The sequence below is a fragment of the Streptomyces sp. NPDC031225 genome (assembly GCF_055570355.1).
Genome location: NZ_JBVIHJ010000012.1, coordinates 104,844 through 128,339, shown reverse-complemented (window position 1 = coordinate 128,339; position 23,496 = coordinate 104,844). Strand labels below are relative to the sequence as shown.

The 23,496-nt window shown below is 70.5% G+C and carries 20 protein-coding genes; 11 read left to right on the top strand and 9 right to left on the bottom strand.

What is annotated here, in order from left to right; all coding sequences use genetic code 11:
* Positions 1–3: 3 nt before the first annotated feature.
* The 5 genes from ACZ48Z_RS21595 to ACZ48Z_RS21575 all read right to left on the bottom strand — a co-directional run bounded on the left by ACZ48Z_RS21595 (position 4) and on the right by ACZ48Z_RS21575 (position 6,048).
* Positions 4–933: a branched-chain amino acid ABC transporter permease gene (locus tag ACZ48Z_RS21595; protein ID WP_468737475.1), complete on the bottom strand. Its 930-nt coding sequence runs from the start codon at positions 931–933 to the stop codon at positions 4–6.
* A gap of 131 nt (positions 934–1,064) precedes the next feature.
* Positions 1,065–2,291, bottom strand: a complete 1,227-nt coding sequence (locus tag ACZ48Z_RS21590; RefSeq protein WP_468737613.1) for a branched-chain amino acid ABC transporter substrate-binding protein — start codon at positions 2,289–2,291, stop codon at positions 1,065–1,067.
* Positions 2,292–2,397: 106 nt separating this feature from the next.
* Positions 2,398–3,201 (bottom strand): hypothetical protein, encoded by an 804-nt coding sequence (locus ACZ48Z_RS21585; protein WP_468737474.1) that lies wholly within the window; start codon positions 3,199–3,201, stop codon positions 2,398–2,400.
* A gap of 52 nt (positions 3,202–3,253) precedes the next feature.
* A complete protein-coding gene (locus ACZ48Z_RS21580) occupies positions 3,254–3,715 on the bottom strand; it encodes a PaaI family thioesterase (protein WP_468737473.1) in 462 nt (153 codons plus the stop codon).
* Positions 3,716–3,768: 53 nt separating this feature from the next.
* Entirely contained in the window at positions 3,769–6,048 is a 2,280-nt protein-coding gene (locus tag ACZ48Z_RS21575) for an FdhF/YdeP family oxidoreductase (protein WP_468737472.1), read from the bottom strand.
* Between the two features lie 156 nt (positions 6,049–6,204).
* On the opposite strand from ACZ48Z_RS21575, the gene polA reads away from it, so the two are divergent.
* A complete protein-coding gene (gene polA / locus ACZ48Z_RS21570; protein ID WP_468737471.1) occupies positions 6,205–8,934 on the top strand; it encodes a DNA polymerase I in 2,730 nt (909 codons plus the stop codon).
* Positions 8,935–9,450: 516 nt separating this feature from the next.
* Positions 9,451–9,879 (top strand): hypothetical protein, encoded by a 429-nt coding sequence (locus ACZ48Z_RS21565; protein WP_468737470.1) that lies wholly within the window; start codon positions 9,451–9,453, stop codon positions 9,877–9,879.
* Here ACZ48Z_RS21565 and ACZ48Z_RS21560 read toward each other — a convergent pair.
* On the bottom strand, positions 9,812–10,657 hold the full coding sequence (locus ACZ48Z_RS21560; protein WP_468737469.1) for a DUF4184 family protein: 846 nt from the start codon (positions 10,655–10,657) through the stop codon (positions 9,812–9,814). The two genes, ACZ48Z_RS21565 and ACZ48Z_RS21560, sit on opposite strands and share 68 nt — an antisense overlap.
* Positions 10,658–10,966: 309 nt before the next feature.
* Between ACZ48Z_RS21560 and ACZ48Z_RS21555 the strand changes: the two genes are divergently transcribed.
* The 3 genes from ACZ48Z_RS21555 (at position 10,967) to pgfA (ending at position 13,997) form a co-directional block, all read left to right on the top strand.
* A complete protein-coding gene (locus ACZ48Z_RS21555; protein ID WP_468737468.1) occupies positions 10,967–12,709 on the top strand; it encodes a lytic transglycosylase domain-containing protein in 1,743 nt (580 codons plus the stop codon).
* A 145-nt stretch (positions 12,710–12,854) separates the two neighbouring features.
* Positions 12,855–12,989, top strand: coding sequence for an SPW_0924 family protein (locus tag ACZ48Z_RS21550; protein WP_389108751.1), 135 nt, complete (start codon positions 12,855–12,857; stop codon positions 12,987–12,989).
* Between the two features lie 21 nt (positions 12,990–13,010).
* The gene (pgfA, locus tag ACZ48Z_RS21545; RefSeq protein ID WP_468737467.1) at positions 13,011–13,997 is read left to right on the top strand and encodes a cell envelope lipid trafficking protein PgfA; all 987 of its coding nucleotides are present in this window, start codon (positions 13,011–13,013) and stop codon (positions 13,995–13,997) included.
* Here the strand turns inward: pgfA and hrpB are convergent.
* Both hrpB and ACZ48Z_RS21535 read right to left on the bottom strand, forming a co-directional pair.
* Positions 13,987–16,461, bottom strand: coding sequence for an ATP-dependent helicase HrpB (gene hrpB, locus ACZ48Z_RS21540; RefSeq protein ID WP_468737466.1), 2,475 nt, complete (start codon positions 16,459–16,461; stop codon positions 13,987–13,989). The two genes, pgfA and hrpB, sit on opposite strands and share 11 nt — an antisense overlap.
* A gap of 39 nt (positions 16,462–16,500) precedes the next feature.
* Positions 16,501–17,394 carry a class I SAM-dependent methyltransferase gene (locus tag ACZ48Z_RS21535; RefSeq protein ID WP_468737465.1) on the bottom strand — a complete coding sequence of 298 codons (894 nt, stop codon included), beginning with the start codon at positions 17,392–17,394 and terminating at the stop codon, positions 16,501–16,503.
* 318 nt (positions 17,395–17,712) lie between these two features.
* On the opposite strand from ACZ48Z_RS21535, the gene rpsA reads away from it, so the two are divergent.
* The 4 genes from rpsA (at position 17,713) to ACZ48Z_RS21515 (ending at position 21,537) form a co-directional block, all read left to right on the top strand.
* Positions 17,713–19,224 carry a 30S ribosomal protein S1 gene (rpsA, locus tag ACZ48Z_RS21530; RefSeq protein ID WP_468737464.1) on the top strand — a complete coding sequence of 504 codons (1,512 nt, stop codon included), beginning with the start codon at positions 17,713–17,715 and terminating at the stop codon, positions 19,222–19,224.
* 261 nt (positions 19,225–19,485) lie between these two features.
* The gene (locus ACZ48Z_RS21525) at positions 19,486–20,424 is read left to right on the top strand and encodes a PAC2 family protein (RefSeq protein WP_468737463.1); all 939 of its coding nucleotides are present in this window, start codon (positions 19,486–19,488) and stop codon (positions 20,422–20,424) included.
* A gap of 28 nt (positions 20,425–20,452) precedes the next feature.
* Positions 20,453–21,106 (top strand): dephospho-CoA kinase, encoded by a 654-nt coding sequence (gene coaE / locus ACZ48Z_RS21520; protein ID WP_468737462.1) that lies wholly within the window; start codon positions 20,453–20,455, stop codon positions 21,104–21,106.
* Positions 21,107–21,156: 50 nt separating this feature from the next.
* Positions 21,157–21,537: a tetratricopeptide repeat protein gene (locus tag ACZ48Z_RS21515; protein WP_468737461.1), complete on the top strand. Its 381-nt coding sequence runs from the start codon at positions 21,157–21,159 to the stop codon at positions 21,535–21,537.
* A 22-nt stretch (positions 21,538–21,559) separates the two neighbouring features.
* Here the strand turns inward: ACZ48Z_RS21515 and ACZ48Z_RS21510 are convergent, their stop codons facing one another.
* Positions 21,560–21,835 carry a DUF6343 family protein gene (locus tag ACZ48Z_RS21510; protein WP_468737460.1) on the bottom strand — a complete coding sequence of 92 codons (276 nt, stop codon included), beginning with the start codon at positions 21,833–21,835 and terminating at the stop codon, positions 21,560–21,562.
* Positions 21,836–21,901: 66 nt separating this feature from the next.
* On the opposite strand from ACZ48Z_RS21510, the gene ACZ48Z_RS21505 reads away from it, so the two are divergent.
* Together ACZ48Z_RS21505 and ACZ48Z_RS21500 are read left to right on the top strand one after the other, a co-directional pair.
* Positions 21,902–22,834: an acyltransferase domain-containing protein gene (locus ACZ48Z_RS21505; RefSeq protein WP_468737459.1), complete on the top strand. Its 933-nt coding sequence runs from the start codon at positions 21,902–21,904 to the stop codon at positions 22,832–22,834.
* A 57-nt stretch (positions 22,835–22,891) separates the two neighbouring features.
* Positions 22,892–23,362: a DoxX family protein gene (locus ACZ48Z_RS21500; protein WP_468737458.1), complete on the top strand. Its 471-nt coding sequence runs from the start codon at positions 22,892–22,894 to the stop codon at positions 23,360–23,362.
* The last annotated feature ends 134 nt before the right edge of the window (positions 23,363–23,496 follow it).

The following is a 23,496-nucleotide window of genomic DNA, read 5'->3' as shown; positions in this document are numbered from 1 at the left end:
TGATCACGCCCTGTCCGCGACGCGTTCGCCGAGCAGGCCTTGTGGCCTGACGAGGAGAACGATGATGAGGAGCGCGAAGGCCCAGACGTTGGCCCAGCTCTGTCCGCCGAGTTTGTCCATGCCTGGGATGCCGTCGATGTAGGCGGAGGCGAGGGTCTCGGCGACGCCGAGGACGAGGCCGCCGAGCATGGCGCCGTAGATGTTGCCGATGCCGCCGAGGACGGCTGCGGTGAAGGCCTTGAGGCCCATCAGGAAGCCCATGCGGTAGTCGATGCTGCCGTACTTGAGGCCGTAGGCGACGGCGGCGACGGCGGCGAAGAAGCCGCCGATGGCGAAGGCGATGACGATGATGCGGTTGGTGTCGATGCCCATGAGCTGTGCGGTGTCCGGGTCCTGTGCGGTGGCCTGCATGGCGCGGCCGGTGCGGGACTTGCGGACGAAGAAGGCGAGGCCGGACATGCAGACGACGGCGGCGACGACGAGGAAGATGTCGGCGTCCTTGATGGTGACGGAGCCGATGTCGTGGGTGTTGTCGAGGCCGGGGAAGGCGACGGCGCGGTCGGCGCCGGGGTAGAAGTTGCGGACGACTTCCTGGAGGGCCAGGGAGAGGCCGATCGCGGTGATGAGTGGTGCGAGCCGTGGTGCTCCGCGCAGGGGCCGGTAGGCGAACCGTTCCGCTCCGACCGCCATGAGGACGGCGACGAGGCCGCCTCCGACGAGCATCAGGGGGACGGCGACGGCCATGGAGATGCCGTCGGGGAGGATGTAGAAGTAGACCGTGAAGGCGCCGAAGGCCCCGGTCATGAAGATCTCGCCGTGCGCGAAGTTGATGAGCTGGACGATGCCGTACACCATCGTGTAGCCGATGGCGATCAGCCCGTACATCGAGCCCAGAAGCAGCCCGTTGGCCAGCTGCTGCGGCAGGGTGTTCACCGCGTGGCCTCCATTGTCGCTGGTGGTCGTGTGCACTGGTGGTGTGCAGGGGTGGGGTGTGGCAAGGGCCGCGCGGTCGGGGTCCCCTTCCGCGCGGCCCGTGGTGGTGCTGGTTCTGCTGTGGGGCCGGACTAGCCGAGGTCGGCGGTGCCGGTCTTCACAGCCTTCCACGCACCCTTGGTGACCTGGTAGACGGTGAGCTGCTTGTTGGTGGTGTCGCCGTACTGGTCGAAGGAGACCTTGCCGGAGATGCCCTCGAAGTCGGACTTCTGGACGCCGTCGACGACGGAGGAGCGCAGGGCGTTGATGTCGGTGGGGACCTTGCCGCCGTTGGCGTCGACGGCGGCCTTCACGGCCTTGATGATGGCGGTGGTGGCGTCGTAGGAGTACGCGCCGTAGGCGCCGTAGTCACCCTTGTAGCCCTTGGACTTGTAGGTCTCGATGAAGGTCTTGGCGGCGGGCAGGGTGTCGGCGGGGACGCCGACCGCGGTGGCGAGGTCGCCTTCGGTCTCGGTGCCGCCGGCCTCGATGTAGGTGGAGGCGAACATGCCGTCGCCGCCGAAGAGCGGGATCTTGACTCCGCCGTCCTTCATCTGCTTGGTGATGAGGGCGGACTCGTCGTACTGGCCGCCGTAGTAGAGGAGGTCGGCACCGGAGGTCTTGATCTTGGTGACGAGGGAGCCGTAGTCCTTGTCGCCGGTGTTGACGTGGTCGGTGCCGACCACGGCGCCGCCGAGCTTCTTGAACTGCTCGTTGAAGATCTTGGCGAGGCCGGCGCCGTAGGTCTGCTTGTCGTCGACGACGAAGACCTTCTTCTTCTTGAGGCCGTTGTACGCGTAGTCGGCGGCGAAGCTGCCCTGCAGCTCGTCGGTGGTGGCGGTGCGGAAGTACGTCTTGTAGGGACGCTTCTTGTCCGTCTGCCAGTTCTTGCCCTGGGTCAGGGCGGGGTTGGTGTTCGAGGGGGAGATCTCGACCATGTTGGCCGAGGCGAACACCTGCTGCATCGTCTGGGCCACGCCGGAGTTCAGCGGGCCGACGGCGCCGACGGCGGTCTTGTCACCGGTGATCGCGGTGGCGTTGGACTGGCCGGTGGCCGGCTGCGCCTTGTCGTCGTAGGCCTTCAGCTTGAAGGTGACGCCGGGGACGAGCTTGGCCTTGTTGGCGTCGTCGACGGCGATCTGGGCGCCGTACTGGATGCCGAGACCCGTGGTGGAGTTCTCGCCGGACAGCGGGGCGTCCACGCCGATGGTGAGGGTGGTGTTGCTCCCGTTGTCGCTGCTGTCGCCCTTGTCGTCTCGGGAGCCGCAGGCGGTGAGCGTCAGAGCCCCCGTCGCCATGACGGAGGTCAGAATCACCAAAGAACGTCGCACAATCAGTCCTCTCCGCAGGCACGTCCGTCCTCGTGGGTACGGTTTGTGCCGCGCTGGTACCGAACTCCCGATGGAGCGGTGACTGGCCGTGACTCTAAGCCCGGTTTGCAGGCAGGGGCATCGCTGTGCGCGGGCTTGTGACTTTCTTGTTATGACGTGGTGGATGGTGGGCTTCCGCGAAGGGGGCTCTCAGCCGTTTTGGCGGATTTTCCGTTCGGTCCGCATTTTGAGAACCTGCACTTCCGCTTGGCCGTGGCGCTTGTGGCGTGGCGATAGGGCTGCAGGCGCTGCGCAGGAGCCCGGAAAGGTCGCGGGAGTACGCGCTGCCGAAGATGAAACTATGGTGTTGTATTGCGCGCGCGTTACGCAGCGTTACGTCAAGGAAGAGTAGGTCGGCGTTCAGGGGCAGGCCGGAGCAGTCGGAAACCGATATCTCCACGGTGACCCGGCGTGTCGTGCCGGCGTGCACGGTGAAGTCCGCGGGCAGGGCGTGGGCGGTGAGTCCGGTGAAGGCGGCTCCGGTGACCCGGAGGGTGACGGGTGGTCCGCTGCGGACGTCGACGGCGAACCGGAACCGTCCGCTGGTGGGGTGTGTGCCGGGGCTTCGGGGGAGCCCGGCGGGTCCGAGGTAGCGCCAGGCGGTGACGTTGGCGGGCCAGGGGACGGGGGTGTCCGGTGGCGCGGGGTGGTCGTCGGGCAGGGCGCGGGGGAGGAGGATGCCGGCGGTGAGCAGGGTGAGCGCGGCCGTCCCCAGGGCGGTTCTGCGGGCCCTGGGGGGCAGGTTGTTCCACCACGTGGTCCAACGGTCCGTCAGGCGTGGTTCGTCGACGCCGATGACGTCGTGGTCGTCCCCCGTCTGCGGTGAGTTGACGGGCTCGACGGGGCCGATACCGGTCATGGGAGAACGGTAGGGGAGTCGGGGGGCGGTGCCCAGTCGGGGTGTCGTGCGGTCAGCGTGCGGGGGCGTCCCGCAGCAGGCAGGTCAGGCGGGCGGTGCAGACCCGTCGTCCTTCCTCGTCGCTGATGACGATCTCGTAGGTGGCGGTGGACCGGCCGCGGTGCACGGGTGTGGCCACTCCGGTCACGAGTCCCGAGCGGGCTCCGCGGTGGTGGGTGCAGTTCAGGTCGACGCCGACGGCGATCTTCGAGCTTCCGGCGTGCAGCATGGAGCCGACGGATCCGAGGGTCTCGGCGAGTACGGCCGAGGCGCCGCCGTGCAGGAGGCCGTACGGCTGGGTGTTGCCCTCGACGGGCATGGTGCCGACGACCCGGTCGGCGGAGGCCTCGATGATCTGGACGCCCATGCGGGTGCCCAGGTGTCCGGCCGAGAACATGGCGACGAGGTCGACGCCGAGCGCCGCGTACTCGTCGATGACCTCTTGGGGAAACGTGGCGTGCTGCTGCTCACCCATGGGGCGGGCTCCGTTCGTCCGGGTCGCTACGACTGCCTGCGCTGAGCAAACGCTCAGTCGGTTGCCGATTGTTCCAGACGTACGACGACGGACTTGCTGGCCGGGGTGTTGCTGGTGTCGGCGGTGGCGTCCAGCGGTACGAGGACGTTGGTCTCGGGGTAGTACGCGGCCGCGCAGCCCCGTGCCGTCGGGTAGTGCACGACCCGGAACCCGGGCGCCCGCCGCTCCACTCCGTCCTTCCACTCGCTGACGAGGTCGACGTACGAGCCGTCGGCGAGCTTGAGCTTTCCCGCGTCCTCGGGGTTGACCAGGACGACCCGGCGGCCGTTCTTGATGCCCCGGTAGCGGTCGTCGAGGCCGTAGATCGTGGTGTTGTACTGGTCGTGCGAGCGCAGCGTCTGCAGCAGCAGGCGGCCCTCGGGCAGTGCGGGGTACTCGACGGGCGCTGCGGTGAAGTTGGCCTTGCCGGTGGCGGTGGGGAAGCGGCGTTCGTCGCGCGGGGCGTGCGGCAGGGTGAAGCCGCCGGGCTGCGCCACGCGCGCGTTGAAGTCCTCGAAGCCGGGGATGACGCGGGCGATGCGGTCGCGGACGGTGGCGTAGTCCTTCTCGAACTCCTCCCAGGGCGTGCGGCTGTTCTCGCCCAGGACCCGGCGGGCCAGCCGGCACACGATGGCCGGCTCGGACAGCAGCTGTCCGCCGGCGGGCTCCAGGCGGCCGCGGGAGGCGTGCACCATGCCCATGGAGTCCTCGACGGTCACGAACTGCTCGCCGCTGCCCTGGAGGTCGCGCTCGGTGCGGCCGAGGGTCGGCAGGATCAGGGCACGCGCGCCCGTGACCGCGTGCGAGCGGTTGAGCTTGGTCGACACGTGCACGGTGAGGCGGGCGCGCCGCATGGCGGCCTCGGTGACGTCGGTGTCGGGGGAGGCGGAGACGAAGTTGCCGCCCATGGCGAAGAACACCTTGGCCTCCCCGTCGCGCAGGGCGCGGATGGCGCGCACGACGTCGAAGCCGTGCTCGCGCGGCGGGGCGAAGCCGAACTCCTTCTCCAGGGCGTCCAGGAAGGCGGGCGCGGGGCGCTCGAAGATGCCCATGGTGCGGTCGCCCTGGACGTTGGAGTGGCCGCGGACCGGGCAGACGCCGGCGCCGGTGCGGCCGATGTTGCCGCGCAGGAGGAGGAAGTTGACGACCTCGCGGATGGTCGGCACGGAGTGCTTGTGCTGGGTGAGGCCCATGGCCCAGCAGACGATGGTCCGCTCGGAGGCGAGGACCATGGCGAGGGTTTCCTCGATCTCCGCGCGCGTGAGGCCGGTCGCGGTGAGCGTCTCGTCCCAGTCGGCGGCATGGGCGGCCTCGGCGAACTCCTCGTAGCCGTGGGTGTGTTCGCGGACGAAAGCCTCGTCGACGGCACCCTCGGTCTCGAGGATCAGCTTGTTGAGGAGGCGGAAGAGAGCCTGGTCGCCGCCGATACGGATCTGGAGGAACTGATCGGTGAGCGCGGCGCCCTTGAGCATGCCCTGGGGGGTCTGCGGGTTCTTGAAGCGCTCCAGGCCGGCCTCGGGCAGCGGGTTGACGCTGATGATCCTCGCGCCGTTCGCCTTGGCCTTCTCCAGCGCGGAGAGCATGCGGGGGTGGTTGGTCCCGGGGTTCTGTCCGGCGACGATGATCAGGTCGGCCTGGTACAGGTCGTCGAGCAGGACGCTGCCCTTGCCGATGCCGATGGTCTCGCTGAGCGCCGAACCGGACGACTCGTGGCACATGTTGGAGCAGTCCGGCAGGTTGTTCGTGCCGAGCTCGCGGGCGAAGAGCTGGTAGAGGAACGCGGCCTCGTTGCTGGTGCGTCCCGAGGTGTAGAAGACGGACTCGTCGGGGGAGTCGAGGGCGGCGATCTCCTCGGCCACGATGTCGAAGGCGCGCTCCCAGGTGACCGGTTCGTAGTGCGTGCCGCCCTCGGGGACGTACATGGGGTGGGTGAGCCGCCCCTGCTGGCCCAGCCAGTAGCCGCTCCTGTTCGCCAGGTCGGCGACGGGGTGCGCGGCGAAGAACTCCGGGGTGACCCGGCGCAGCGTGGCTTCCTCGGCGACCGCCTTCGCGCCGTTCTCACAGAACTCCGCCGCGTGCCGGTGCTCCGGCTCCGGCCAGGCGCAGCCCGGGCAGTCGAAGCCGTCCTTCTGGTTGACACGCAGCAGGGTCAGGGCGGTGCGCTTCACGCCCATCTGCTGCTGCGCGATGCGCAGGGTGTGCCCGATGGCGGGCAGTCCCGCCGCCGCGTGCTTCGGCTCGGTGACCTGAGGAGCGTCCTGAACCGGATCACCCTTGGGCGGCTTCGTGGCCATCGGACTCTCTCCTTCGCACACACATGTGAGGTACCTCTCCGATCCTCGCACGCGCCGGTGACAACGGGATTTGCGGGCGCTGGGGGAGCGGCGGCGGTGCGTGCCGTCGGCGGCGGGCGGGGCTGACTGTCAGTGGGGCGTGGCAGGATCGGGGGCGTGGCAGAGACAGCATCGAAGAAGACCGACAACAGCCCCGGCGGCAGCCGTCCGCGCCTGATGCTCATGGACGGGCACTCGCTGGCCTATCGCGCGTTCTTCGCGCTGCCCGCGGAGAACTTCACCACCGCGACCGGCCAGCCGACGAACGCGATCTACGGCTTCGCGTCGATGCTGGCCAACACCCTGCGCGACGAGGCGCCCACGCACTTCGCGGTGGCCTTCGACGTGTCGCGCAAGACCTGGCGCTCCGAGGAGTTCACGGAGTACAAGGCCAACCGGTCCAAGACCCCGGACGAGTTCAAGGGCCAGGTCGAGCTGATCGGCGAGGTCCTCGACGCGATGCAGGTCTCCCGGTTCGCGGTCGACGGCTTCGAGGCCGACGACGTCATCGCGACCCTGGCCACCCAGGCCGAGGCCGCGGGCTTCGACGTGCTGATCGTCACCGGTGACCGCGACTCCTTCCAGCTGGTCAGCGAGCACACCACCGTGCTGTATCCGACGAAGGGTGTCTCGGAGCTGACCCGGTTCACCCCGGAGAAGGTCTTCGAGAAGTACGGGTTGACGCCCGCCCAGTACCCCGACTTCGCGGCCCTGCGCGGCGACCCGTCCGACAACCTCCCGGGCATCCCCGGCGTCGGCGAGAAGACCGCGGCCAAGTGGATCAACCAGTTCGGGTCGTTCGCGGAGCTGGTCGAGCGCGTCGAGGAGGTCAAGGGCAAGGCCGGGCAGAACCTCCGCGACCACCTGGAGGCCGTCAAGCTGAACCGCCGCCTCACCGAGATGGTGCGCACGGTCGAGCTCCCCAAGACGGTCACCGAGCTGGAGCGCGCCCCGTACGACCGCAAGTCGCTCGCGATGATCCTCGACACCCTGGAGATCCGGAACCCCTCCCTGCGGGAGCGGCTGCTGGCCGTCGACCCGGGTGCGGAGGAGGCCGAGGAGAGCCCGGTCGTCGCGGCGGGCGTGGAGGTCGACGGCACGGTCCTCGGCACCGGCGAGCTGGCGCCGTGGCTCGCGGAGCACGGCACGCAGCAGCCGTTGGGTCTCGTCACGGTCGACACCTGGGGCCTGGGCACCGGCTCGGTCGCCGAGGTCGCGCTCGCCGCGTCCGGCGGGGCGGCCGCCTGGTTCGACCCGTCCCAGCTCGACGAGGCCGACGACAGGGCGTGGACGGCCTGGCTCGCCGACGCCGAGCGGCCCAAGGTGCTGCACAACTCCAAGAGCGCGATGCGGGTCTTCGCCGAGCACGGCTGGAGCATCGGCGGCGTCGGCATGGACACCGCGCTCGCCGCGTACCTGGTCAAGCCGGGGCGCCGGTCCTTCGACCTGGACGCACTGTCGCTGGAGTACCTGGGCCGGGAGCTGGCCCCCGCCGCCGCGGTCGACGGACAGCTCGCGTTCGGCACGGACGACGGGGCCGAGGCCGAGGCGCTGATGATCCAGGCGCGGGCCGTCCTCGATCTGGGCACCGCCTTCCAGGGGCGCCTGGACGAGGTCGGCGCCGCGGACCTGCTGCGTGACATGGAACTGCCCTCCTCCGCCCTGCTGGCCCGCATGGAGCGGCACGGCATCGCGGCCGACCGGGCCCACCTGGAGGCCATGGAGCAGATGTTCGCGGGCGCCGTCCAACAGGCCGTGAAGGAGGCGCACGCGGCCGCCGGGCACGAGTTCAACCTCGGTTCGCCCAAGCAGCTCCAGGAGGTCCTCTTCGGCGAGCTGGGCCTGCCGAAGACGAAGAAGACCAAGACCGGCTACACCACCGACGCCGACGCCCTCGCGTGGCTGGCGACCCAGACGGACAACGAACTGCCGGTGATCATGCTCCGGCACCGTGAGCAGGCCAAGCTGCGGGTGACCGTGGAGGGCCTGATCAAGACGGTCGCCGCGGACGGCCGTATCCACACGACGTTCAACCAGACCGTGGCGGCGACAGGCCGGCTGTCGTCGACGGATCCGAACCTCCAGAACATTCCCGTCCGTACCGATGAGGGGCGGGCGATCCGGCGCGGGTTCGTGGTGGGTGAGGGCTTCGAGTCCCTCATGACCGCGGACTACAGCCAGATCGAGCTGCGGGTGATGGCCCATCTGTCCGAGGACGCCGGGCTCATCGAGGCGTTCACCTCGGGTGAGGACCTGCACACCACGGCGGCCTCCCAGGTCTTCGCCGTCGAGCCCGACGCCGTCGACGCGGAGATGCGGCGCAAGATCAAGGCGATGTCGTACGGGCTCGCGTACGGGCTGTCGGCGTTCGGGCTCTCACAGCAGCTGAACATCGACGCGGGGGAGGCGCGGGCCCTCATGGACGCCTACTTCGAGCGGTTCGGCGGAGTGCGGGACTATCTGCGACGGGCGGTCGACGAGGCGCGGGCCACGGGGTACACGGCGACGCTGTTCGGGCGTCGGCGCTATCTTCCCGACCTCAACAGCGACAACCGGCAGCGGCGGGAGGCGGCCGAGCGGATGGCCCTCAACGCGCCGATTCAGGGCACCGCGGCGGACATCGTGAAGATCGCCATGCTCAAGGTGGACGACGCCTTGCGTGAGGCCGGGCTCACCTCACGGATGCTGCTTCAGGTCCACGACGAAATCGTCCTGGAGATCGCGCCGGGGGAGCGGCAGGCCGCGGAGGAGATCGTCCGCCGCGAGATGTCGGCTGCGGTTCAGTTGAACGTGCCGCTGGGTGTGTCGGTGGGCGATGGGCCGGACTGGGAGTCGGCAGCGCATTAGCCTGCGGCGGGCTTGGCGTGTGCGGGTTCGGTGGGGGCGGGCGTTTTTTGCGCAGTTCCCCGCGCCCCTGTCGCGTGCGGTTCGGTGGGTGGGTCGGGTGCGGGGTGGGGGGTGTCCGTCCTCGGTCCGGCGGCTCGGTTCCTTGAGCAGTGCTCGGTTCCGGACGCCGGCCGCTGCGGGCGGACACCCCCCACCCCGCCCCCTGCACGCCGTACGCGTCCAAAGGAGCGTCCACCGTCCCCACCCAGGGGCGCGGGGAACTGCGCAAAAACGCCCGCCCCCACCGGGCCGCACCCGCCCCGCGACCTGGCGTAGCAGCTTCTCAGGTGTGCGGTTCGTCGCGGTTTGCGTCGCTTGGGCTCGCCCTTTTAGGGGCGCGGGGAACTGCGCGACCAGCCCCCACCGGGTCGCACCCGCCCCGCGACCTGGCGTAGCGGCTTCTCAGGCGGTCGGGCGCATCACTCGCGTGGACGCCACAACAACGCCCCCCGCCCCGCCCCCGGCCAGGATGCGGTCATGGGTATACGCATACTCCACCGCCGGACGGCCCCCGCACGGACGCCGGCACAGGCGCACGCCGACCAGGCCCCGTCGTTCACACGGCCCCCGGTCCCGCCCTACGCGGCCACCGCAAGCACCCCCCGCATCCCCGTCGACCTGGCGATCCTCCTCCACCGGGCACGGGCACGGGCCGCAGGCCTACGGCACCGCCTCGCCCGCCATGACGAGGACGCCGTAGAGGAAGAGAGGGCGGCGCCGTCCGGCACGCGGCTGTGGGTCGAGCTGGCGCTCGGTTATCTGGCCCTGGCGCTCGCCCTGCGACCCCGGTCCCGTCCGATGCCCACGATGACGGTGTTCGTCGCGGCGGCCGGCACCGTCAGCGAGCGACCGGAAGAGCAGCCTGTTCCCGGTCGGCGGACGCCGGAGCCGGGCGCCACAGCCTGACCCCCACGGCGTACAGCAGCACTCCGAGCACGAGCCCGGCCCCGACTCCGAAACAGAGCGTGGGAATCAGTTCCAGGAGCTTCGTGCCGGAGTCCCGCTGCGCCCACCACCGCGAGGCCCGCTGCACCGCGCCCACCGTCACGCATCCGCCGATCACGGCCACGGCCCACCACCGGTCCCGTACCGACAGTTCGGGGACCCCGGTCGGCTCGGCCGTCGCGGGTGCCCGCCGCAGCGCGTACCCGCAGCAGAGGGCGATCACGAGTGCCGCCGCCGCCGAACTGCCGTACTGGAGATACCAGTACAGAGGCGACCCGGCCACCTCCCGGCCCAGGAAGGGCAGCAGCCGCATCCCCCACCGGTCGTAGTGGGTGAACGCGTCCCACACGACATGGGTGAGCGCCCCCAGCGCGGCGGAGACGTACCAGCGCACGACCAGCCCCGTACGTACACGCGCGCGTGGCGTTCCACAGCGCAGCAGGGTCGCCACCCCGCCCTGCAGTCGCCGTGGCAGCAGGGCCACCAGCGGCTCACGCAGCAGCAGCCACAGGCCCACCAGGGCCCAGGCGATCAGGACGTCGACCGTGAAGACGCCCGGGAAGGAGTGCGTGACGGTGCCGAACTCCATCGCCCCGGACAGGGCACTTGCCGCGAAATAGGTCATGTCGGGCGAGAAGGAACCGGCCACGAGTACGGCCGGAACCAGTCGGCCCCGGCCGCTTCCGTCGGACCGCACCGCGGGCAGTACCGCCGCCGCGTGGCTGAGAGTGAACGGCAACGGGGCTCCTCGCGACGGGCGTTGGCCCGGGTGGCGGCCCGGGTGATCGGTCCCGCCCAGTATGGGCGACGCGGCCCCGCATCGATCGAACATGGCCAATCGGTGAATACCGGGCGCGAACCGGTGTCCGAGAAAAGGAAGTTGTCGTAGGGTCGCACGGGTCACCGGGCTGGAGAGCTCGATCGAACGCGCACCTCAGGAATTACCGCGCGTCACGGGGGCAACCTCCAGGGCGGCTCGACTGTCACAACTGGACGAGAGCGACAGACGGAGACGGGCGTTCGTGCGTCCACGGGAGGGGTTCACCTTATGGCGGCGCAATTCGGCAGGAGGCTCCGCAAGGGAGCGGTGACCACCGCCGTGGCCGCGGCCGCGGTCGCGGCACTGGCCGCTTCCCAGGCCCCGGGGGCGACGGTCGACGACAACGGCAGATCGACCGCCGCCGACGCCCAGCCCTCCCCCGACGCGACCGCCGGTGACGACAGCGCGACCGGCAACTCGCCCTACTACACGGACCTGCCGCCGCTGAACACCCCGAGCCCCGCGCCGACCGACGGCACCTCCGTCACCACTCCGACCGAGGCCGAGGCCGGGATACCCGCGACCGTCCTCGCCGCGTACAAGAAGGCCGCGGCCGAGCTCCAGGAGTCCAAGCCCGGCTGCAACCTGCCCTGGCAGCTCCTCGCCGCCATCGGCCAGGTCGAGTCGGGCCAGGCCCGCGGCGGCCGGGTCGACGCGGACGGCACCACGACCTCCAAGATCCTCGGCCCGCAGCTCGACGGCAACGGCTTCGCGCTCATCAAGGACACCGACAACGGTGCCTACGACGGCAACAGCACCTACGACTCGGCCGTCGGCCCGATGCAGTTCATCCCGTCCACCTGGGCGTGGGCCGGCCGCGACGGCAACGGCGACGGGGTGAAGGACCCGAACAACATCTACGACGCCTCCCTCGCCACCGGCCACTACCTGTGCCGCAACGGCTGGGACCTGTCGACCAGCGGCGACCTGGCAAAGGCGATCCTCAGCTACAACCCGTCGCAGGACTACCTGGACACGGTCCTGTCGTGGCTGGAGTACTACCGCAAGGGCACCTACGAGGTCCCCGACGGCACCGGCACCGTCCCGGACAGCCGCAGCGACGGCAGCAACGGCTCGTCCCACTCGACGCCGTCGACCACGACACCCGGTGCGTCCACGCCGAACACGCCCGGCACCGGCTCGCCGAGCCCGACGCCGCCCCCGACCACCCCGCCGCCCTCGGGGACCCCCACCTCGCCGGCCCCGACGACTCCCGTCACCCCGACCCAGTCGGTGGACCACCTGGAGGACTCGGGCACCGCGAAGCTCACCGCGACGGCGGGCGACGCGTTCACCGGGAGGATCAGCACCAAGGCGGAGAACGCCGCAGGCATGGGCGTTCCCAAGGTCCGGATCCGCTTCACGATCGTCGGCGACACCGACGCCACCTTCACCGGCGGCGAGAAGGTCGCCACCGGCCTCACGGGCGCCAACGGCGTGGCCACCGCGCCCGCGCTCCAGGCGGGCGAGACCACCGGCACCTTCACGGTCCGCGCGACCCTCATCGGCCGTACCGTCACCGGCCCGGACTACACGGCCACCGTGACCCAGCGCGTCGCCGACACCCTCGCCCGGACCACCACGACCGATCTGACCTGCGTCCCGAGCGGTCAGTTCGCCGACGCGGTTCAGGTGAAGGCCACCTACAAGGGCGCCGTGGCCGACAAGGTCGCCGCCACCGCCACCCTCATCAAGTCCGCCGACGACGCCACCGAGAACGACAAGGGCCCCTACTTCAAGGACGCCGACGGCAAGACCGTGCGCACCCTGACGGGCCTCACGACGGACGCCGACGGCCTGCTGAAGCTGCCGCAGCTCTACGCCGACGACACCACCGGCACCTTCGTGCTCCGCATCACCACCGCCGGCGGAGCGACGCTGGACGTGACACTGACCGTGGCGGCGGCCGCCGCGGACACCACCGCGGACACCTCCACGAGCCCGTCGCCCAGCCCCGGCGCGAGTTCGTAGACACCGGACCCACCTCGAAGGGCGCCCTCTCCGCCACGGCGGACAGGGCGCCCTTCGTCGGTGCGCGCGTGTTCTCATCTCGCCCGCCCGTTGCTACGGTGCCGGACCTGACGATGTATCAGTTCCTGTTGGCAGGGAGGCAGCCATGCGCGCCCTGATCGCCGCCGCGACCGGTCTCGCCCTCGCGTTCGCCCTGATCCTCGCCATCACCGCGATGGGGCAGCCGACGGGGAAGACGTCTCCGAAACCACTGCTGACCACGGTGCCCGCACACCCGTAACCGCCCGCCCGGGAGGCCGAGATGCGCCGCAAGACCAGCCTGGTCCTGCTCGCCCTCGCCGTGTTCTTCGCGGCGCTGTCCCCACTGCTGCGCTGGTACGCCTTCCCGCGCCTGGCCAAGATCCCCGCGAACCAGTACCAGGACATGGTCCTGGAGGCCAAGGACGCGACCCTCATCGACTACAACGACGGAATGAAGGCGAAGAAGGTCCCCAAGGTCACCATCGTGCAGACCCTCAAGGGCAACGTGGAGGCCTCGGAGAAGATCGAGAAGACGGCCGGGAAGGACGTCGTCGTCTGGGACGGCCTGTCCTATGTCGTCGGCCCCGACGGCAAGATGGTCTCCAAGATCCCCGAGCGCTACATCTTCGACGCCCACACCCAGGACCCCGTCCACGCCACCGGCGAGATGGTCGACGGCGACCCCGTCAAACGCGAGGGCATCGAGTTCAAGTTCCCGTTCCTGACGGAGAAGCGGGACTACGTGTACTTCGACGCCCAGGCCCGCACCTCGGCCCCCATCCACTACAAGGGCACCCAGAACTTCCGCGGCGTCGACGTCTACTACTTCGAGCAGACCATCCCCTGGACCCGGGTGCCCTTCCCGAAGACCATGCCGATCCAGGGGATCACCCCCGCGACCATCGCCAAGACCGGCACCACTCGCTGGTACACCACGGTCCGCAAGTTCTGGGTCGAACCCGTCACCGGCGCCCCTGTCTACGGTGAGGAACTCCACAAGGAGGAGCTGCGCGGCGGCACCCTGCTCGACGGCCGCGACAAGGTGACGGTCTTCGCCGGCGACGTGAAGATGCGCGAGGACTACATCCGGCACACGGTCGACCTGGTCAAGTCGAACCGCACCCTGGTCCTCCTCATGACCTCCTACCTGCCCTGGGGCTTTCTGACCCTGGGCGTGCTGCTGCTGGCGCTGTCGCTGTGGCTGGAAGCCCGCAGCCGCCGCCCGGTCCCCGTGAAGGCGCAGACGCCCGAACCGGTCACCGCCTGAGCCGCGCGTTGGTGTACCGCGTCGGCTCGGCGCCCGCCGGATCCTGTGGCCACGGATGCTTCGGATACCGGCCGCGCAACTCCGCCCGCACCCCCTTGTAGCCGTCCTTCCAGAAGGAGGCGAGGTCGGCGGTGACGGCGGCGGGCCGCCCGGCGGGCGACAGGAGATGCACGAGCAGCGGAACGCCGGCGATGCGGGGCGACTCCTGCAGCCCGAACATCTCCTGCAGCTTCACGGCGAGGACCGGCTGCCCGGGGTCGCCGTAGTCGATCCGGATTCTGGACCCACTCGGTACGGCGACCCGCTCGGGTGCCAGTTCGTCGAGCCGTGCGGCCTCTCCCGAGGCCCAGGGGAGGAGGCGCGTGAGTGCCCCTCCGGCGTCGATGCGCGCCAGGTCGGCCCGTCGCCGGGCGCGGCTCAGCTCCGGCTCCAGCCATTCGTCCACGCGCGCGTGGAGCGCGTCATCGCTGACGTCGGGCCACGGGTCGCCGAGGTGGTGGTGCAGGAAAGCGAGCCGCTGCCGCAGCACGTCGGCGTCGGGCGTCCACCGCAGCAGCCGCAGCCCTTCCTGGCGCAGCCCCTCAAGAAGGGCCTCGCGTACGAGAGCGGGGTCGGCGTTCCTCAGAGGCCGTGCCGCGAGCTCGATCGCGCCGAGCCGCTCCACCCGCCGTGCCACGACGTCCCCGTCGGCCCACTGCACCTCCTGCCGCTCGGAGTGCAGCGACGCCGCCGCCGACCGGGCCGTGTCCTCGTCGATCACGGCGGCGAGCTGCACACGCGCGTGCCCCTTCCCGACGGGACGGTCCGCCACGGCCACGGCGATCCAGGGTGCTCCTCGCAGCGGGGAGCCGTCGGAGAGCTCGGCACGGGTGCCGGAGGCCATGAGATAGGAGCCGCCGTCGGCCTTGGCGACGCGTTCGGGAAAGGCGAGCGCGGCCACGAGACCGTCACTCCCTGCGGCCGACCCGGTGAACTCCGCCGAGGCGGTCCGCAGGCGCCGCACCTCCGTCCGCCAGCGCCCCGCGTAGGAGTCGCCGCCACGCCGAGCTGCCCGCAGGGCGGCCGCCAGGTCGTCGCCGTACTCCCGGGGCGGCTCCTCCGACAGCAGCGCGATCACCTCGGCTCCCGCACCGGAGGTGTCCAGCAGCGCTCGCCCCAGTCGGGGATGCAGCCCCAGACGGGCCAGCCGTGCGCCCCGCGCGGTGGCCCGGCCGTCCGCGTCCACCGCTCCGACGGCCGTCAGCACCTCCCGCGCCGCCGCCATCGCCCCGCCCGGCGGCGGATCCAGCAGAGCGAGGCCGGATGCGTCCGGGTCGCCCCAGCAGGCCACCTGCAACGCGAACGCCGTCAGGTCGGCCACCTTGATCTCCGGCGCCGGGAACCGCGGCAGCCGGGCGTCCTCCGCCTCCGCCCAGCACCGGTACACCGCGCCGGACGCCTCACGCCCCGCCCGCCCGGCCCGCTGCCGCCCGGCCGCCTGCGAGGCCCGTACCGTCGCCAGCGCGCTCAGCCCGCGCGCGTGGTCGACGCGCGGCTCCCGCGCCAGCCCCGAGTCGACGACCACCCGCACTCCGGGCACGGTCAGGGACGACTCGGCCACGGACGTCGTCAGCACCACCCGCCGCCGCTCCCCGCCCGCCAGCACCGCGTCCTGCACGGCCGCGGGCGCCCGGCCGTGGACCTGGAGCACCTCCACGTCGCCGAGGGCGCCCAACTGCCCGGCCACGCGCGCGATCTCGCCCACGCCCGGCAAAAAGCACAGCACGTCCCCGTCCCGTTCGGCCAGCGCCCGCCGTACGACCGACGCCACGTGCGCGAGCAGCGCGGGGTCCACGCGCAGGCCGTGCGGCGGCCGTACGGGACGGGCCGGCGGCGCCCACACGACCTCCACCGGATGGGAGGCGCCCGCCGCCTCGACCACGGGCGCGTCGCCCAGCAGCCGCGCCCACCCCTGCGCGTCGGTCGTCGCGGACGCCGCCACCAGGCGCAGCTCCGGGCGCAGGGTCTGCCGTACGTCCCAGAGGAAGGCCGCCGTGGTGTCCGCGTCGAGATGCCGCTCATGGCACTCGTCGAGCACGACCACGTCGACGCCGGCCAGTTCCTGGTCGCGCTGGAGCCGCTGGAGCAGCACCCCCGTCGTGACGACCTCCACACGCGTGTGCCGCCCGACCACCCGCTCGCCGCGCACGGTGTAGCCGACGCTGCCGCCGACCTTCTCGCCCAGCAGCCACGCCATCCGGCGCGCTGCCGCGCGGGCGGCGATCCGGCGGGGTTCGGCGACGACGACCTTCCGCGCGGGTGCCCCGGCGTCCAGCAGGCCCGCCAGCGCCAGCGGCACGAGGGTCGTCTTGCCGGTGCCGGGCGGTGCCACGAGGACGGCCGTGCCGTGTGCCTCCAGGGCGTCGCTCAGCGCGGACAGGGCACCGCGTACGGGAAGGACGTCCAGGGCGTCGTAACGGATCACACCCCTAGTGTCGTACGGCCGCCCGAACGCCCGTGTACGTCAGTCGCGTTCGCAGACGAAGATCGCCGAGCCCGGGATCAGGTTCCCGCGCAGCGGGGACCAGCCGCCCCACTCCGAGGTGTTCCAGGCCGGCCACTCCGGTTCGACCAGGTCGACCAGGCGGAAGCCGCCGGCGACCACGTCACGCACCCGGTCGCCGATCGTGCGGTGGTGTTCGACGTACACCGCGTGGCCGCTGTCGTCCTGCTCGACGTAGGGCGTGCGGTCGAAGTAGGAGGCGGAGACGGTCAGACCCTCGGGGCCGGGCTCGTCAGGGAAGGCCCAGCGGATCGGGTGCGTGACCGAGAAGACGAAGCGGCCGCCCGGGCGCAGCACGCGGCGCACCTCCTTCAGGACCAGCACCGGGTCGGCGACGAACGGCATCGCGCCGTACGCCGAGCAGGCCAGGTCGAAGGAGCCGTCCGCGAAGGGCAGCGCGCCCGCGTCGGCGCACACCAGGGGGAAGGACGTCCCGATGCGCAGGGCGTGCTGGAGCTGGCGGTGGGAGATGTCGAGGGCGACCGGGCGGGCGCCCTGCACGGTCAGCCAGCGCGCGCACTGGGCCGCGCCGGCGCCGATCTCCAGGACGTCCTTGCCCTTGAGGTCCTCGGAGGGGCCGAGCAACTCGGCCTCCACCTCGTCGAGGCCCTCGGGGCCCCACACGAAGCGGTCGTCACCGAGGAACGTGCCGTGCTCGATCTGGTATTCGTCGGCGTTGCGGTCCCACCAGCCACGGTTGGCGCGGGAGCTCTCGGTGACGTCGGCGTCACGCCGGGTGGCCTCCGACTCGGCGTCCGGCCCGGTCGCCTGCTGGTCTGCTGCGGGCTCTTGGATGATCGGCTCCCTCGTACTAATGTGCGGGCTCTTCCGTCGCACCCGTCGCGACGACGTCACGCATGGGGCGTCATCGGGTCCGCGTGGCCTCGTGAGACATGTCTTGTGCCGGGTATGCGGCGATCCGCCCCGGGTGTGCGCCTTCGCGCATTGACCCTGTCCGGCTGCCCCCGTATGCTACAAGTTGCGCTGCGGGCCTGCGCGCCTCAGACGTAGCAGGCTGCGCTCGCATCTGTCGTATGTCCCCTCGGTTTTCGAGGCGTCACTGGATTTTTTCCAATGTGGCGCTTCCTTGGCTGTCCGGCTTCTTCAGAGCGACACGGGCTCCCGGCGTAGCAGTACCTACGACTCACTGTCCGTACCGGAGCCCTTTCCCACATGACGAGCAGCACCGAGACCACCGCCACCACCCCGCAGGTTGCGGTCAACGACATCGGTGACGAGGAAGCATTCCTCGCCGCTATCGACGAGACGATCAAGTACTTCAACGATGGTGACATCGTCGACGGCGTCATCGTCAAGGTTGACCGGGACGAAGTTCTCCTCGACATCGGTTACAAGACCGAAGGTGTCATCCCGAGCCGTGAGCTCTCGATCAAGCACGACGTCGACCCCAATGAGGTCGTCGCCGTCGGTGACGAGATCGAAGCCCTTGTTCTCCAGAAGGAGGACAAGGAAGGCCGCCTGATCCTCTCGAAGAAGCGCGCCCAGTACGAGCGCGCCTGGGGCACCATCGAGAAGATCAAGGAAGAGGACGGCATCGTCACCGGTACCGTCATCGAGGTCGTCAAGGGTGGTCTCATCCTCGACATCGGCCTCCGTGGCTTCCTGCCGGCCTCCCTCGTCGAGATGCGCCGCGTCCGCGACCTCCAGCCCTACGTGGGCAAGGAGCTCGAGGCCAAGATCATCGAGCTGGACAAGAACCGCAACAACGTGGTCCTGTCCCGCCGTGCCTGGCTCGAGCAGACCCAGTCCGAGGTCCGTCAGACGTTCCTCACGACCCTCCAGAAGGGTCAGGTCCGCTCCGGCGTCGTTTCCTCGATCGTCAACTTCGGTGCCTTCGTGGACCTGGGTGGCGTCGACGGTCTCGTGCACGTCTCCGAGCTCTCCTGGAAGCACATCGACCACCCCTCCGAGGTTGTCGAGGTCGGCCAGGAAGTCACCGTCGAGGTTCTCGACGTCGACATGGACCGCGAGCGTGTCTCCCTGTCGCTGAAGGCGACGCAGGAAGACCCGTGGCAGCAGTTCGCCCGGACCCACCAGATCGGCCAGGTCGTGCCCGGCAAGGTCACGAAGCTGGTTCCGTTCGGTGCGTTCGTCCGCGTGGACGAGGGCATCGAGGGTCTGGTCCACATCTCCGAGCTGGCCGAGCGCCACGTGGAGATCCCGGAGCAGGTCGTCCAGGTCAACGACGAGATCTTCGTCAAGGTCATCGACATCGACCTCGAGCGTCGTCGCATCAGCCTCTCGCTGAAGCAGGCCAACGAGGCCTTCGGTGGGGACCCGGCCTCGGTCGAGTTCGACCCGACGCTCTACGGCATGGCCGCGTCCTACGACGACCAGGGCAACTACATCTACCCCGAGGGCTTCGACCCCGAGACCAACGACTGGCTCGAGGGCTTCGAATCCCAGCGTGAGGTGTGGGAGACCCAGTACGCCGAGGCGCAGACCCGCTTCGAGCAGCACCAGCAGCAGGTCATCAAGTCCCGCGAGGCCGACGCCGCTGCTGCGGCCGAGGGCGGCGACGCTGCGGGTGCGGCTCCGGCCGCGGGCGGTTCCGGCGGCGGTGGCAGCTCGTACTCCTCCGAGGGTGCGGACACCTCCGGTGCGCTGGCGTCGGACGAGGCGCTTGCCGCGCTTCGCGAGAAGCTGGCCGGCGGCCAGAGCTGATCGCTGCCCGCTGAGGGTTAGCAGGTGACTGAAGGGCCGTACCTTTCGAGGTGCGGTCCTTCAGTGTTGCCCGGATTCGTTGTTCGCTGCGGGCCGGTGGAGGCTTGTCGCGCAGTTCCCCGCGCCCCCAAAAAAACGGGGTGCTCTCGGCATCCCCCGTCATGAAAAGGGTCTAAGAGATGGCCTGATCAGGGTCCGGGGTGGGAATGCCGCTGTTCCGGGGCGTGTTGAAGCGTATGAACACGAGGAGGAGCGGTCACTGTGCTTGATCCGCAGGGTTTGTACGCATGGGAGCCCAAGGGCCTCGCCGTCGTTGACATGGCGCTCGCCCAGGAGTCGGCCGGACTGGTCATGCTCTACCACTTCGACGGATACATCGACGCGGGCGAGACCGGCGACCAGGTCGTCGAGCGACTGCTCGACACGTTGCCCCACCAGGTCGTGGCCCGTTTCGACCACGACCGGCTCGTGGACTACCGAGCCCGCCGTCCGCTGCTCACCTTCAAGCGGGACCGCTGGACGGAGTACGAGGAGCCCACCCTGGACGTGCGGCTCGTCCAGGACGCCACCGGAGCGCCCTTCCTGCTGCTGTCCGGCCCGGAGCCGGACGTCGAGTGGGAGCGCTTCGCCGCGGCCGTCCAGCAGATCGTGGAGCGGCTCGGCGTGCGGCTGTCCGTGAACTTCCACGGCATCCCCATGGGGGTCCCGCACACCCGGCCCGTCGGTCTCACCCCGCACGGCAACCGCCACGACCTCGTCCCCGGCCACCGCAGCCCCTTCGAGGAGGCGCAGGTTCCCGGCAGCGCCGAGGCCCTGGTCGAGTACCGGCTCATGGAGGCCGGTCACGACGTCCTGGGCGTCGCGGCCCACGTGCCGCACTACATCGCGCGTTCGCCGTACCCGGACGCGGCCCTGACCGTCCTGGAGGCCATCACGGCCGCCACCGGCATGGTCCTGCCGGGCATCGCCCACGCCCTGCGCACCGACGCCCACCGCACCCAGACCGAGATCGACCGCCAGATCCAGGAGGGCGACGAGGATCTCGTGGCCCTCGTCCAGGGTCTTGAGCACCAGTACGACGCGGCGGCGGGATCGGAGACGCGGGGGAACATGCTGGCCGAGCCGGTGGACATCCCGTCCGCGGACGAGATCGGGAAAGAGTTCGAGCGCTTCCTCGCGGAACGCGAAGGCGACAACTGATCCGCGGGGAACGTCTAGGCTGCCGGTCATGTTGAAGGTGGGCCTGACCGGCGGTATCGGCGCCGGCAAGAGCGAGGTGTCGAGGCTCCTCGTGGAGCACGGCGCCGTCCTGATCGACGCCGACCGTATCGCGCGCGAGGTCGTCGCGCCGGGCACGCCAGGCCTCGCCGCGGTCGTGGAGGCCTTCGGCGAGGACGTGCTCGCCGAGGACGGCAGTCTGGACCGGCCCGCACTGGGCTCGATCGTCTTCGCCGACCCGGACAGACTCGCCGTACTGAACTCGATCGTGCATCCGCTGGTGGGCGCCCGCTCCCGTGAGCTGGAGTCCGCCGCGGCGCAGGACGCTGTCGTCGTGCACGACGTCCCCCTCCTCGCGGAGAACGCCCTCGCGCCGCTCTACGACCTCGTCATCGTCGTCGACGCGAGCCCCGAGACCCAGCTCGACCGGCTCGTCCGCCTGCGCGGTATGACCGAGCAGGACGCACGCGCGCGTATGGCCGCCCAGGCGACGCGCGAGAAGCGCCTGGAGATCGCGGACGTCGTGATCGACAACGACGTCCCCCTGGAGGAGCTGCGGCTTCGCGTGCGGGACGTATGGGCGGATCTCGTACGGCGGGCGCGCGCGGCGCAGGGCACGGATGCGGCCGTTTCTCCCGACCCGCCCCGGGAGTCCCAGGAATAGCGTCCCCCTGTCCGGGCGTTGAACCCTTCCAGTGAGGGAAGGACTCTGCCGTGCCCGAGACCAGCGGTTCGACCGGACGTACTCCGGAGACGCATGTCATTGATTTCCGTGCCGCCGAGCAGTTGCTCGCCGCGCGGGATCCGCAGGGTGCGGTGAAGCTGCTCGACCAGGTCATCGCCGCCCACCCGGAGAACACCGCGGCCCGGCTGCTGCGTGCGCGTGCCTTCTTCGCGGCCGCGCAACTGCGGCCCGCCGAGCTGGAGTTCACCATCGTCCTGGAGCGCGAGCCGGACAACGCCTTCGCCCACTTCGCGCTCGCTCGCACCTACGAGCGACAGGCTCGGCCCGACCAGGCCAGGCGCCACTTCAGGCTGGCGGCAGCGCTGGACCCGAAGCCGGAGTTCCTGAAGGCCGCGCGGTTCGACTCCTGACGGCCGCCTTGACGTGCCACGGCTACCGGGGGCGGTCCTCCGGCGGCCGGTACGGCGGGATGCCGGGGCCGGGCTGGTAGTGCGGTCCCTGGCGGATGTGCCGGAGGATCAGCGCCGTGTCGACGGTGATCACCAGCCACAACACGCCGCAGGCGATGGCCCACCCGGGCCGTCCCGCCAGCGCGAACGCGGCCGTCCCGAAGACCGTCCAGACCAGCCCCCACACGCTCAGCCAGAACCGCGCCCGCAGTGCACTGCGCGCTGTCGTCGGCTCACTGCCCGTACGCATCGGGATCATCGCTCCTCCTTGCAACGTACTCTTCGGAACGGACGCTGACCAAAGGGTCGAACAGGAGGTCACCGCGTGCTTCCGGACGCCGACGAACTGGCCGAGGTGCTGGTGGAACTCGCAGTGCCGCACGAGGACGTCAACGAACTCGTACGGATGGGCCGACGGGTCATGGACGACCCCGAGCTGCGGAGGTTCCTGGAGCATTCCGTCGACGAACTCGTCCGGGGCCTGGGTGAGGCCGAGGATCCGGTCGTCCTGCCCGACCTGGACTGGCCGGCCGGCGCCCTCCAACGCTGCTTCCCCGCCTACGTGTTCGTGGCGGCGCTGCCCCACGCGCGGGCGTACCACCGCGCCCGCGGCATCCCGGCCGACGTCTCCCGGCGCACACTCGCCGACCTCGGGCGGAACATGGCCGTACATCGCAGGCGGTACGGCAAGGCGGGCGTGCAGTCACCGCGCTGGCTGACCCGGCACTTCCGCGGCGAGCTGTACCAGCTGGGGCGGCTCCAGTTCGAGCGGATGCGGTACGGGCCCTGGAACAGACGGGCACTGGCCGCCGCCGGACCGGACATCGCCACCGGCACGCCCTGCCTCAGCCTCCACGTCCCCGACTTCCTCGGCCCGCTGTCCCCGGAGTCCTGCGACCGCTCGCTCGCCCTGGCCGGCGAGTTCTTCCCCCGGCACTTCCCGGAGGAGCCGTACCAGGTGGCGCTGTGCCATTCCTGGCTGCTCGACCCACAGCTGAAGGAGTACCTGCCCGCGGACTCCAACATCGTCCGGTTCCAGGAGCGTTTCCGGCTGGCCCCCGAGGACAGCCAGCCGGAGGACAGTGAGCCGCTGCAGTTCGTGTTCGGGGACGCGGAGCTGCCGGTGGACAGCCTGCCGCGGCGGACGGTCCTGGAGCGGGCCGTCGGTGACCACCTGCGGGCCGGCCGGCACTGGTACATCGGGCGCGGCTGGTTCCCCCTGACGAAATTCGGTCCCGGCACGGCGATGAGTTCCTGAGCGGACGTGGGTCTATCCCGGTGACAGCAGCACAGACCGCTTCCCGAGGAGAGCCCGATGTCCGACACCACCGTCCCCGCCACCCGCACCGCCGCTTCCTCCGTCGCCGACGCGCCCGTCATCGCCGAGTCCCCGACCTCCCGTGGCCGCCGGGCCCGGATCGCCCTGCGCACCCTCCAGGTCGTACTCGCCCTTTTCTACGTCATCGCGAGCGCCCTTCCCAAGCTGATCGCGCACCCCTCGGCCGTCGAGGGCTTCGACAAGATGGGGTGGGGCAGTACGGGGATGTACGTCATCGGAGTACTCGAACTGGCCGGTGGGATCGCCCTGTTGATCCCCGTCCTGCAGTCGGTGGCGGCCGTGGCGCTGAGCGGGCTGATGGTCGGCGCGTTCGTCGTCCAGCTCACCTACTTCGACGGGGAGAACGCGGCGACCCCGCTCATCCTGATCGTCCCGCTCGTCCTGATCGCCTGGGCCCGGCGCCGGCACAACGCGGATCTGCTGCGGCTGGTGCGACGACGGGCGTGACGGCGAGTTCTTCGTCGGCCACCGGGGGGGGGGGGGGGGGGGGGGGGGTTTGGGGGGGGGGGGGGGGGGGGGGGGGGGGGGGGGGGGGTTGGCGCTGTTCCCCCCCGTCAGGGGAGAGACGCTGTTCCCTCTCC